This is a genomic window from Holophagales bacterium (genome assembly GCA_016699405.1).
Taxonomy (GTDB): domain Bacteria; phylum Acidobacteriota; class Thermoanaerobaculia; order Multivoradales; family JAGPDF01; genus JAAYLR01.
Genome location: CP064972.1, coordinates 2,711,494 through 2,725,036 on the forward strand (window position 1 = coordinate 2,711,494; position 13,543 = coordinate 2,725,036).

2 protein-coding genes are annotated in these 13,543 nt (G+C 72.9%); both read right to left on the reverse strand.

Going from position 1 to position 13,543, the window contains the following annotated elements; translation table 11 throughout:
* Nucleotides 1–5 precede the first annotated feature (5 nt).
* Nucleotides 6–4,895 carry a biotin attachment protein gene (locus IPJ17_11315; protein QQR72117.1) on the reverse strand — a complete coding sequence of 1,630 codons (4,890 nt, stop codon included), beginning with the start codon at nucleotides 4,893–4,895 and terminating at the stop codon, nucleotides 6–8.
* Entirely contained in the window at nucleotides 4,892–13,543 is an 8,652-nt protein-coding gene (locus tag IPJ17_11320; GenBank protein QQR72118.1) for an SDR family oxidoreductase, read from the reverse strand. The genes IPJ17_11315 and IPJ17_11320 overlap by 4 nt, the downstream gene beginning before the upstream one ends.

Below are 13,543 nucleotides of genomic sequence, written 5' to 3' on the forward strand. Positions count from 1 at the left end.
CGCCTTCAGCTCGTCGCCTCGCCCGCGCGCGCCATGCCGCGTTCGAGCGCCTCGATCAGCCACGGCCGGAGTCGTGCCGCCGGGATGATCTCGTGCACCGATCCGACGCGCTGGGCGCGCGAGACGTCGTGCACGCGGTCGTACTCGGCGGCAACCTCGCCGAGCTTCTCGGAACGCACGATCTCGGTCGCCTCGGCGAGGCGCGCCCGCACCGCGGCGCGGTCCGGGCAGGCCGGATCGGCGAGCGCCTTCTCGAGCTCGGCGACCCGCGGGTCCTTCTTGGTGCGCTTGTCGACCTCCCGGGCGAAGACCACCGCGGCGGCCGGCGCGCCGCCGATGACCGAGGCGTAGCTGCCCTCGAGCGCTGCCACCTGCATGTTGTCGTGCAGCGCGCCGGAGAAGACGACGAAAGCGCCGCCGTGGTAGCGCGAGACGACGACGAAGACGATCGGCCCCTTGAAGTTGACCACGGCGCGGCCGATCTCCGCTCCGTATTCGAGCTGGCGGTTGCGCATCGACTCCGGCGAGCCGTCGAAGCCGGAGAGGTTCGCCACGACGACGAGCGGCCGCGAGCCGCTCGCCGCGTTGATCGCCCGGGCGATCTTGCGCGACGCCTGCGGGAAGAGCGTGCCCGACGTCCACTGGTCCGGGCCGTAGGCGGGGACCCAGCCGAGGCGGGGGAGCGGTCGCGATTCGAAGCCGAGCAGACACACCGGCTGGCCGCCCAGGTGAGCATCCCAGACGACGCCGGTCTCGGCGTCGCGCATGGCGAACCAGCGCTCGAGCGGCTCGTGGTCCTGGTCGGTGACGGCACGCATCACGCGGCGGATGTCGAAGGGGCGCTTGCGGCCCGGGTTCGCCGCGTCGGAGAAGATCTCGCCGACGGTGACGAACTCGCCGCCGTGCGGGAACGGGCGCACGTCGCGATCGCGCGGATCGCTGCTCGCCGCCGGCCGCGGGAAGCGCTCGCCGGGTGCGACGTAGGCGTGTTCGTAGTGGGCCATCAGGATGCGGCAGGCCTCGCCCAGGTCACGGGCGAAGTACTGCGCCTGGCCGTTCGGCCCCATGATCCGCTCGTAGCCGCCGATTCCCCAGTTGTCCTCGGCGGAGACGCCGCCGGAGTAGTCGAGCGCCTGCTTGCCGGTGAGCACCATGGCGCCGTCGGGCGTCATCACCAGGATCCCGCGCGTGTGCATGAGCATCGTCGCTTCGGCGTTCCAGTACGGCTGGGCGCCGACGTTGATGCCGGGGACGAGGATGTTGACCTCGCCGCCGCCCTGGGTGAACTCGATCAGCCGTCGCAAGGTGAGGGCGATCCAGTCCATGTTCTCCGTCCCGCTGTCCATGGCGATCTTCGCGCCCGCCGAGAGCGCCACCCACTCGAGCGGCACGCCCATGCGCTGCGCGAGGTCGAGGGCGGCGTTGATGCGCCGGCACTCCGGCTCCGCGAGGGCTCCGAGCCCGCGGCTGCCGTCGCCGAGCACGATGACGCGCGCCATCCCCTCCGGGTAGCGCGCGGTGAAGCTGCGGATCACCCCGACGACCACGTTCGCGGTGTTGCCACCGGCAGGCCGCTCCACGGCGACCAGGTCGCCGCTCGCGTCGAGATCGTGTTCGACGAACTTGCCCGGCGGGATCCCGGAGCTCGCCTCTTCCGCGGGCGGAGCGAGCAGGCGCAGGACCTCGTAGGCGTAGGGAACGCCCCGACGCTTCAGCTCGACGACCTTCTGCGCGTATTCGCCGAGCGGCGCGAGCGGCTCGACGGAGGGGCGCCGGAAGCGCACCACCTGGTCGCCTTCGCCCGGACGCTGGACTTCGAGAACCCAGTCGGCCGGCGCTTCGGCGGCCGCCCCGGGGGCGCGGAACTGCACCACGACCTTCTCGAGACCGAGGCCCGCGGCGAACGGCGCCAGGCGATGGACGATGGCGCGCAGGTCGTCGCGCCGCATCAGCGTGGCCGGCCAGAGGTAGAGCAGCACGCGGTTCCACGGCAGGCGCTGGGAGGCGCTGCGGCGCGACTGGGCGCGGCGGATTCCGGCGAGGGCTTCGTGGTAGGCCCGCTCGAGTTGCGGCAGGGCGACGACCCGGCCGCGCGCGTCGCGCAGCGCCGTCATGTCGCGCACTTCGGCGAGGGCGAAGAAGCGCTCGTCCTTCGGATTGCGATGGGCGACGCCGCGGAAGAGGCGAACCTCGCTCGACGACTCGAGTTGCTCGAGGGCGAAGTTGCGCAGCCGCCAGACCTGCAGCCGCTCGGCGATCATCGGGTGGAGGCCGCGCGAGGGGCGATCCTCGGCGAGCTTGCCGTTCTCGTTGCGGCGGAAGGTGAAGAGGCGCGAGTGCCCGGGCGAAGCGAACGAGACGGCGAGGCGCCAGAGGTCGTTCGGGAGGCGGTGCTCGTCGAGCCAGGTGGCGATCGCCGCAGCGAGGGCGTCGTCGTCCGCGGTGGTCGGCTCACCCCAGAGGAAGAGATCGACGACGATCTGCAGACCGCGGGCCGTGGCCTGCTCGGCGAGGATCAGGGCGCGATCGAGCGAACCGCGCAGGTCGGCGGCCGGCCCGTGCGTGGCGACGACGTGGATGCGGCCGATGCGGTGGTCGTAGTCGGCCGTCGCCGACTCCGAGGGCGGCCCGACGGAGGTCAACACTTCGCCGAGCGGTCGGACGCGGTAGAAGCGACGGAGCATGACCTCGAGCATCTCGGCCCGCAGGCGCGGGCTGGCGTCGGCCAGGCGCAGGGCGAGCCAGGCGTGCAACGACTGCGGACACTCGACGAGAGCGCGGCGCGCCGCGCCGTGATGCCCGTCGTCGGCCGAGGCGAGCGTGGCGAGGTCGGCGCCGGCGCGCGCCAGCAGGCGCTCCCGCTCAGCGAGCAGCAGGGGCCGGTCGAAGAGGCGGTAGGAGAGCTCGCGCGCCGAGTCGAAGACCGCGGGCTCACGGTCGCGGCTCTCGGCGATCAGCCGGTCGAGCAGCGCGCGGGTCTCTTCGTTGTCTTCCGGTGCGCCGTGGACCAGCCAGCGCTCGAGCAGGGCGAGGACGACGGTGGCACCCTGGGCCGAGCGCCGCTGGGCGACGGCCAGGCGGAAGAGGGCCTCGGCGAGCTCCGGCGACGGGTCGAGCGATTCGATGCCAAAGTGGGTGAGGGCGCGTTCGAGCTTGGCGAGGAAGCTCGCCGGCAGGCCCTTGCCGCGGGCGTCGAGGTCGCGCAGGTAGGTGAACAGGTGCTCCTCGACGCTGCGCCGGCCGTCGTCGTCGACCTCGGCGGCGAGCTGCCCGCCGGCCCGGCGGCGGAAGAGCGAGACGAGGTCGACCCAGGCACGCAGCGGCTGAAGCTCGAGCCGCGGCATGGCGGCACCGGCCCGGCGACCGGCGGCAAGCGACGCGACGAGCCCGCGGGACTCGACGTCGTAACCGAGCAGCAGGCGGCGCGCCTCGTCGAGATCGTCGGCCGTGCCGGCGGAGGGCGCGGGCGAGGCGAGTGCGTCGAAGGCGACGCGACGGCTGCCCGGGGCAACGGCCGGCGGCGGGGCTGCCGCCGAGGCGTCGAGCAGCAGGAGCGGCGCCTGGGCGGCGACCTGGGCGTTGCGTCGCACGAGGACCTTGCGCACCCGCCCGGCGCTCTCGGCGAGCAGCACGGTTTCCATCTTCATCGCCTCGAGCACCGCGAGCCGATCGCCCGGCCGCACCTCGTCCCCCGGCTCGACTTCGATCGACACCACCACGGCAGGGCCCGGGGCGCGGACGACGCCGCCTTCGTCGAGCGCGACGCGGTGCGGCAGTCCGTCCACCTCGATGAGCAGATGGCCGCCGTCGCGCATCACGAAGGTGCGTGCGGCGCGCGCTCCGACGGTGAGCTGCTGGCCGGAGCGTGTGGTCCGCGAGAGCTCGGCTTCGAACGCCCGCCCTTCGATCTCGACGCGGTAGCGGCGCGCTTCGAGCTTGGCGACGCGCGCGACGTAGCGTTCGCCGCGATAGCCGAGCTCGACGGTACGGGCCGCCTCGGCGGGCACCTCCGGGCGTCCGCGGGTCGCCGAGGAGTAGAAGCTGGCCTTGGCGCGGTCGAGCTCGGACTCGTAGCCGGCGATCGCCGCCTGCACGAGCGCGAGGTCGGCGCCGCGGCGAGGCAGCAGCTCGCCGCGCTCGGCGAGCTCGACGAGCCACGGGGCGTCGGCGCTCCCGTCGGTCACTTCGTCGCGGTCGAGCACGGCGAGGAGGAGCTCCTTGTCGGTCGCTCCGCCGCGGATCCAGATCACCGTCTGCGCCAGGGCGCCGCGGAGGCGCGCGAGCGCCTCGCTCCGTCCGCCGCCGCGTGCCGTCAAGCGGAGCAGCGGCGTGCCCGGCCGATCGCGGATCGACTCGCCCTCTTCGATCTCGCGGTCGACGCGGACGCCCGCGCCGGTGGGGAAGCGGAGGATCTCGACGACGCCGCCGCGCGGTGCGAGGTGGTTCCAGGGATCGCGGGCCGAGAGGACGGCGTGGGCCGCGCCGCCGCGCGGCGCCGGGCGGTCGACGGGAAGGGGGGCGTGGGCCTCGATGCGCGCGGCCAGCGCGGCGAGGTCGACCCCACAGGCTTCGTCGACGGCCGCGTAGCTGCGCGGCAGGCCGCGCCGGCAGGAAAGCAGGCAGGGATCGCCGGCAGCGCCGGCGACGCTGAACACGACGGTCCAGGCTCCGGCGGGACCGGCCGCTTTCGCCGTGGAGATCGCCGCGGCGATCGCACGGTCGATCGTCGACGGATGGAGCGTCGGCGGCGGACACTCCGCGAGCACCGTGACCTCGTCGACGGCGAGCGTGGTGTCGATCGCCGCCGGCGCCCAGGCGTCGCCTCGGGCGTCGAGCAGGACCGGCACCTCGAGACGGCGCGTGCCGGCGGGGCGTTGGGACCGCGGGGCGTTCATGAGCGCTCCTCGAGCGCCGGCTCGGCACCGAGCGCTTGTCGGATCGGCGCGAGGGTCTCCGGATCTCCGGCCCCCGGCAGATCGATGGTCGCGTAACCCTCGACCTCGAGAAGGATCCGGCCGCTCCCGGCGACCAGGGCGATCGACGAGGTTCCGTCGGGCTCGCGCTGCGAGAGCGCGAAGATCGACTCGCCCGGTTCGGGGCGGGCGAGGAGCGCGACCCGGCCGAGCGCCCGCGGCAGGCCGAGGGTGCCGAGCCGACCGAGCTGATCGAGGCCGGCGGTCTGGAAGGCGAGCTCGATCCAGCGCGGCTCCATCTCGGTGGCGAGCTCCGCCGGCCGGTGATTCGGCGGCAGCGCCGGCGAGAGCTCGGCGACGACCGCCTCGCCGACACGACGGGCACGAGCCACCACCTGGTAGGCGGGGCCGTGGAAGTAGACGCGATAGATCGCCTCGCTCGCGAGCTCGCTGGCGTCGGCGAGCTCGGGCAGGTCGAGCCGGCGAACCGGCGGGTTGGCGCCGGGCGCCGCGAGCCGGACGCGACCGCGGAAGTGCTCCGTCTCCTGAGAGGTCGCCTGGCCAGGAAGCGCCCGACGGCCGACCAGGAGGCAATCGGCGACGATCTCGTCGCGCTCCTGGCGGAACTGTCCGCGAACTTCGAGCGTCCGCGGCTCGTCACGGTAGAACTTGAAGGGGGCGAGGAACTCCAGCCGCTCGACCGCGGCGACCCGGCGCTCGGGGAAGAGCTGGCGGGCCGTCTCGGCGAACGCCTCGATGCCCATCACTCCCGGGAGCACCGGCGTGCCGTCGATCCGGTGATCGTCGAGAAACGGCTGCTCGCGCGGATCGAGCGTCAGCTCGACGACCAGACCCTCGCGGAGGGTCAATCGGCGGGCGTGGCCGCGCATCGGACCTTGCGGTGCGCCGGCGTCGACGGCCTGTGGGTCGAGTCCACCTTCGGTCTCGCGCTCGTCGAGCATCGCGCCGAGCCTGCCGGCGACGACGATCTCGCGCGACGGTCCGCCGGCGGCGAGCTCGCGCCGCACCGCCGGGATGCCGAGCGAGGGCGGCAGGAGGTCGATGCCCGCGGCCTCGAGCAGCTTCGGAATCGATCCACGGCTGGCCATGCCGATCTCCGCCCAGCCGGTCCAGTCGAAGGCGAGTCCGAGCGTTCCCGGTTGCGTCGTCGCCAGCGAGGCGACGAGCTTGGCGAGGAAGTCGTTGGCGGCGGCGTAGTCGGCCTGACCGCCGTTGCCGAAGCGACCGGCGATCGATCCGAAGGTCACCAGGGCCCCGAGCGGTGCGCCGCGCAGCGCGCGGATCAGGTTGAAGGCGCCGTCGGCCTTGACGTCGAAGACGCGCGCGAGCTCCTCGTCGCTCTTGTCGGGCAGAAGGCGGCTGACCTCGAGGCCGCCGGCGTGAAGCAGCAAGTCGATCCGTCCACGCTCGGCGAGGGCGGCCTCGACCGCGGTGGCGACCGCGGCGGGGTCGCGCAGATCCAGGCAGTGGTAAGTCGCGCGGCCGCCGGCGGCGCGGATGGCGTCGATCGCGTCGAGCGCCGCACGCTGCCGCTCGAGACGCGCCAGCTCCTTCTCGATCCGCGCCGGCGTGGCGCGTTCCCCTGAGGCGGAGAGTCGGGCGAAGAGCTCGAGCTTCAGGCCGTCGCGGTCGCTGGCGAAGCGGGCGAGGTCGGCGTCGGCCGGATCGGGCTCGGGGGCGAGATCGAGCAGGTGGAAGCTGCCGCCGTGGCGCGCCAGGTCGCGGACGATCGCCGCGACGATGCTGCCGGCCGCGCCGGTGACGACCGCGACGCTGTCCGGGCCGAGGCTCACGCCGTCGTCGGCGTCGCGATTTCCGTCCGCCTCGGCGAGAAGCGGCGAGACCTCGACGGTCACGGTGAAGCGCTCACCGCCGGCGTGACCGATCTCGATCGCCCCCGGATCGCGCAGGGTTTCGTCGAGCAGCGCCTCGGCGATCGCCGAGGCGTCGGCGGTCGACTCGAAGTCGACGACCTTGACGAGCCCGGCCGGCCGTTCGCGCGCCCAGGTCTTCGTCATCCCGCTGACCGCGCCGCCGAGCGGAGCGCTCGCGCCGCCGACGCCGTGCCGGCCTCCGAGGCGGGTGGCGGAGACGACGAAGGCGCCGGCGCGGCCCAACGGCTCGTAGAGGGCGCGCAACACGGCGGCGAACGCCTTGACGCGCCGGTGTGTGGCGCGGTGGAAGCCGTCGAGGTCGAGCTCGGAGATGGCTGGCTCGACGTCGAGGGCCGGTAGCCAGTAGAGACCGTCGACTCCCTCGGCGGCGATCGCGGTGACGCGGGCCGCGAGCTCGTCGAGCGCGGCGTCGGCGTCGATCTCGCTGACCGCGACGCCGAGGGCGGTGAGCTGGGCGATCAGCGGCGCGGCGACGCCGCCCCGGTCCCCGGCGACCAGCACGCGCCGTCCCTGGCCGAGCTCGACGTCGGTTGCCTTGCAGAGCGACAGCGCGGGGCGCAGCACGGCGACCGGAATGCGGCGGCAGAACGTGCCCGCGTCGGGAGCCGGTGCCGCCTCGCTCGCCGTGGCTCCGGCAGGGGGGGCGGCGACGGTGGGCTCGGGCGGTGCCGCCGGCGAGGCGCCCGGTCGCAGGTCGGGCCGATGGTCGTAGACGAAGCCGATCGTCTTGGCAAGCGTCGGGAAGTCGCGCAGCTTGAGGTTCGGGTCGCGTGCGATGCCGTACTTCTCGCGCACGGCGGCGAAGAGCTCGGCCTGCTTGACCGTGTCGACGCCGAGGTCGGCCTCGAGGTCGAGATCGAGGTCGAGCATCTCCCTCGGATACCCGGTCTTCTCGGCGACCAAGGCAAGAACCGTCGCTGTGACCTCGTCCTCGACAGCGGTGGGTGCCGTCGTGGACGAAGAGGAGACGAAAGACGTCTGGGTAGGAGACCCGAAGGCGACCGCTCCCGCATTCGCCGAGGCGTCGACCTTCTCCTCCTGAGCGGAGGGAAGGATCTGGGTGGGGGCGGTCGCACCCGCCGCCGGCCGCAGCTCCGGCCGATGGTCGTAGACGAAGCCGATCGTCGTGGCGAGCGTCGGGAAGTCGCGCAGCTTCAGATTCGGGTCGCGCGCGATGCCGTACTTCTCGCGCACGGCGGCGAAGAGCTCGGCCTGCTTGACCGTGTCGACACCGAGGTCGGCCTCGAGGTCGAGGTCGAGCGCCAGCATCTCTCGCGGATACCCGGTCTTCTCGGCGACGAGAGCGAGCACGGTCGCCGTCACCTCGTCCTCGGCTTCCAGCTGGGGAACGGAGGAAGGCAAGACCAAGGATGTCTGGGTCGGTGACCCGGTGGCGACCGGCATCGCGGAGTCCGCCGTTCGGCTTCGCTCGCGACGCGCCGCGTCGTCATCCTGAGCGGTGCGGAGGATCTGGGCGGCGGCGGTCGCAGGCGCCGTCGGCCGCAGCTCCGGTCGCTTGTCGTAGACGAAGCCGATGGTCTTGGCGATGGTGGGGAAGTCGCGCAGCTTCAGATTGGGGTCGCGCTCGATCCCGTAGCGTTCCCGGATGGCGGCGAACACTTCGGCCTGCTTGACGGTGTCGATGCCGAGGTCGGCCTCGAGATCGAGGTCGAGCGCCAGCATCTCTTTCGGATAGCCCGTCTTGTCCGCGATCAGTTCGAGCACCTGTTCGGTCACGGCGTCGGAGCTCGCAGAGGCGGCGGGAGCTGTGACAGCGACCGGCGTGGCGACGGAGGCCTGGCTCCCAGGCGGTACTGCGGCTGAAGTCGCGGCTAGTCCTTCCCCTGTCGGAACGTGGTGGACCTGCTTCGCGAGCGAGCTGCCCGCCGCCGCCGCGGGAGCGGGAGCGAGGCGAGCGAGGCCGCGGTCGACGACCCGCAGGGTGCGGTGCACGACCTCGATCGCCGGCTGCGGATCGCCGCTGGCGCGGGAGAGGAACCCCTCCCAGGTCGCGCGGTCGGCGATGCGGTAGGCGAAGCCGAGCTCGGCGGGGGTGCGATGCCGGCCGTCGCTCGTCGGGCTCCAGCGCAGCAGCGTCATGCTGATCTGCGAGCCGAAGCCGGCGCCGAGACGCAGCGCGTAGCGCACCGGGTAGCTGCCGCCGCGGGAGATGTTGAGCGCTCCCAGGTCGGGGTCGATCTCGCGGATGTTGGGCACCGGCGGGACGATGCCGGTCTCGAGCGACTTGATCGCCATCACGTCCTCGATCCCGACGGCCATCGGATGCCCGGTGTAGCCCTTGGTGTTGGCGATGACGATGCGGTTGGCCGACGAGCCGAAGACGCGGCGCAGCGCGTCGATCTCGGCCTGGGCCGACCCGCCGCGTGCCGGGGTGTAGGTCTCGTGCGAGACGAAGACCATCTCCGTGGCGACGGCGTGACGGTCGATCCCCCAACGCGACTCGGCATCGGCGACGAGCTTCTCCATCATCTGCCCGATGTGCGAGACGTCGAGCCGGCTGCCGTGGAAGGCGCTGTTGGCGGTGACGGTCGACAGCACCTCGCAGATCGGCGCGAGGCCGCGCTCGCGCGCGGCACCGGCGCGTTCGAGCACCGCGGCGGCCGCGCCCATGCCGATGAGCAGGCCATGGCGGCGGCGGTCGAAGGGCAGCGCGGCGTCCTCGACGCGCTCGTCGGTGGCGGCGGCGCCGCTCGCCAGGAAGCCGGAGGCGAACCAGCCGAAGAGGTTGTCGCTGGTGATGTCGTCGGCGGCGATGACGATCACCCGGTCGCAGCGGCCGGCTCGGATCCAGTCCGAGGCGAGAGCGAATGCCTGGGTGGTGGTGGCGCAGGCGGAGTTGATCGCGGTGTTCGGGCCGCGGGCACCGATCGCCTCGGCGAACTGCGAGTGCCCCATCGACAGCACCTGGAAGAGGAATCGCCGGTCGAAGGTGAACGGCTCGGCGACGAGCTCGGCCTCGAGCGCGGCGATGCGGCGGTCGAGCTCGACGGCGGAGGTATCTCCGGCGGCGAGATTGCCGCGGAGCGCCCGCAGCTCCTCGAGGCGCTCGCGCCGCGAGCGTTCGCGGTGGAAGGCGTCCATCTTGCCCATCAACTGGTCGTAGCCGGGGAAGGCGGAGCCGAAGATCACGCCGGTGCCGTCGCGCAACTCCTCCGGCAGGCCCCAGCGGTCGGGCAGCAGCGTGCCGGTGGTGGTCGTCTTGTAGCGCATGACCAGCGGAATGCCGGCGTCGCGCAGCGCGTCGATGCCGGCGCCGATGGCGAGCATCGTCGTGCGGTCGAAGGCGGCCGTGCGGTCGGCGGGGAATCCGAAGTCGCGCCCGAACTCGAGCTCCCCGGCGCGGGCGGCGAGCTTGATCACCTCGTCCGGGCTCTCGATCGTTTCGAAGCGTCCTCCCTCCTCGCTCTTGACCAGGCGGGTGATCCGCTTCTCGACCATCGAACGGCGCAGCGCCGCCGGCACGGCACCGAGCATCTGCTCCCCGGCGAGCAGGCGGGCGAGGTTGCCGTCGTCGAAGACGCGCTCGGCGCCCGGCAGCCCGAGGGCGGCGCCGGTGACGACGACGGTGTCGTCCTTCACGGCGGACGCACCGGGTGCCGGAGCCGCGATGGGGGCAGCGGTCGCCGGGCTGCTCTCGCCCGAGGCGAGGGCGAGGCCCTTGGAAAGGAAGTCGACGAAGAGACGTCCGAGATCGGCGAAGCGATCGGACGGGACGGGCGGCAGGGTGCTCATGCGGGAGTCGCCTCCGGAGAGGTCCAGAGCGGCGGACGCCGTGGCGTGCGGCCGGGCGTCCGCTGCGGGAACCGGCGAGGACGCCGGGGATGAAACGTCGGGTGGTGCCACGGCGACGGCGATCGGAGCGACCGCCTCGGGTCGCGCCGCGCCTCGCCCGGCGGCGTAGAGGCCGCAGAGCGCGAGGTTGAACGATCCGGCGTCGCCGAGCTTCGGGTGGTTGGTGGCGAGCGAAAGCACGTCGGGACGATCGCCGAGCACGTCTTCGACGAAGCCCTGGAGGGCGCGCTTGGGGCCGAGCTCGACGAAGACACGCGCGCCGGCCTCGTAGATGGTCGACAGGCCCTGGACGAACTGCACCGGCTCGGCGATCTGTCGGCCGAGCAGCTCGATCATCTCGGGCACCGCGTCCGGCGCCATCGGATAGAAGCGTCCGCTCGCGTTGGAGACCAGCGGGACACGCGGCGGCGAGAGCTTGAGGCGCGCCAGCATGCGACGCAGCGGCTCGCTCGCCGGCGCCACGATGCGGGTGTGGAAGGCGTGCGAGACCGGCAGATAGCGGGCCTCGCGCCCGCGCTCGCCGAACGCGGCCACGGCGCGTTCGACGGCGGCGGTTTCGCCGCCGATCACCGCCTGGGCGATGGAGTTGATGTTGGCGACGACGACGTAGCCCTCGATGCCAGCGAGCACCGACTCGATCTCCTCGAGCGGAGCGAAGACCGCGGCCATCCGTCCCGGGTCGCCCACCGAGAGGCGTGCCATCTCCTGGCCGCGCGCCGAAACCGCTTCGAGCGCCTCGGGGAAGGAGAGCGAGCCGGCGGCCACCAGAGCCCCGTACTCGCCGAGGCTGTGGCCCATGACGAAGTCCGGCGTGATGCCGTAGGCGGCGAGCAGCCGGGTGAGCGCCACGTCGACGGTGAGCACGGCCGGCTGTGTGTACTGGGTCTGCTTGAGCGCCTCCTCCGAGGCGGCGAAGCGCGCCGCGTCGGACTCGGGAGCGAAGACGATGTCGGTGAGCGGGCGCCCGAACAGCGGCGTCATCACCTCGTCGGCCTCGGCGAAGGTCGCGGCGACGACCGGCTCGCTCCGTCGCAGGTCGGCGAGCATGTTGACGTACTGCGAGCCCTGGCCAGTGTAGAGGAAGGCGACCTTCGACGGCGGCCCCTCCCAGCGGACGACGCCCTGAGCACGCAGCACGCGCCAGGCGCCGGTGCGTCCGCCCTCGATCGCCTGGATCGCCTTGTCGCAGCGCTTGACCAGCTCGGCGGCCGAGCCGTGGTCGATCGCCAGACGCAGGGGCGCCGCGAGGTCGGCGGCCGACGGCGGTTCGGGCGCCGGCAACTCGCCGGCGGCGGCCGCGTCGCGGGCGGTGCGCAGGCGCTCGACGAGCGCTCGCTCGTCCGCGGCGCCGAGCAGCAGGGCGCCGCGCAGCGGGGCCTTCGCCGTGGCGCCCGCGGGCGCGGCGGCGTCGGCGGTGACGCTCCGCGTCCTGGCCGGTGCACCGACGGCGACGCGCGTCTTCTCCTCGCTCGTCAGGCGGCCGGGAATCCACTCCTCGAGCACGGCGTGGAAGTTCGTGCCGCCGAAGCCGAACGCCGACACGCAGGCCCGGCGGGGCGTGTCGCTGCGGGACTCGAACGGCCGCAGGGCGGTGTTGACGCGGAAGGGTCCACGGGCGAAGTCGATCGCCGGGTTCGGCCGCTCGCAGTGGAGCGACGGCGGCAGTATCTGGTGGTGCAGCGCCAGGGCCGCCTTGAGCAGCCCGGCGGCACCGGCGGCGCCCTTGAGGTGGCCGATGTTCGATTTGACCGAGCCGAGCGGAATCGAGCCCGGCGTGCCGGCCGCCGCGCCGAAGACGGCGGCGAGACTCTCGACTTCGACGACATCGCCCACCGCCGTCGAAGTGCCGTGACCTTCGACGTAGCCGACGGTCGCCGGCGAGAGACCGGCGGCCTGCCAGGCGCGCTCGACGGCCAGCCGCTGCCCCTTGGGGTTCGGTGCGGTGATCCCCTTGCCGCGCCCGTCGGAGGCGCCGCCCATGCCGCGCAGCACGGCGTAGACGCGGTCTCCGTCCCGTTCGGCGTCGGCGAGGCGCTTGAGCAGGAAGACGGCGGCCCCTTCGCCCATCACGAAGCCGTCCGCGCCCTCGGCGTAGGGGCGCGTGCCGGTGGCGGAGAGCGCGCCGATCTTGCAGAACTTGACGAAGGTCGACGCACTCATGTTGGCGTCGATGCCGCCGGTGATCACCGCGTCGTAGGTGCCTTCGTCGAGACCCTCGATCGCCGCGCCGACCGCCGCCATCGCCGAGGCGCAGGCGGCGTCGCAGACGAAGTTCGGTCCATGGAGGTCGAAGAGGTTGGCGATGCGCCCGGCGATGATGTTCGACAGCTCGCCGGGCATCGTGTCCTCGGTGATCTCCGGCAGGCGGCCGGCGACCCCCTGGGTGAGCTCGCGGGCGATCGCCTCCTGGGCCGGTGCGGGCAGCGCGCGGAAGCTCGGCGTGGCCGCGAGCTCGGCGGCGATCTCGGGCAGGAGGATGTGGAGCGCGGTGACGTAGTGCCGGTCACCACCCATCGCATTGCCCATGACCACGGCGGTGCGCTCGCGGTCGAGCGGGCGCTCGGGATAGCCGTAGTCGAGTAGCGCCTCGCGGGCAGCGACGACGCCCCACTGCTGCGTGCGATCCATCGCCGCAGCGACGCGGGGGGGGATCGGCAGCTTCCAGGCGATCGGATCCCACGGGTAGTCGCGCACCCAGCCGCCGATCTTCGAGTAGGTCTTGAGGGGAGCCTTGGGATCGGGGTGGTAGTAGAGCGCCGGATCCCAGCGCTCGCGTGGCGTCTCGGAGATCGAGTAACGGCCGGTGACGAGATTGTTCCAGAAAGAAGGGACGTCGGGTGCGTCGGGCAAGACGGCGCCGACACCGACGATGGCGATCGCTCGGCGGGGGTGCACGCTCAT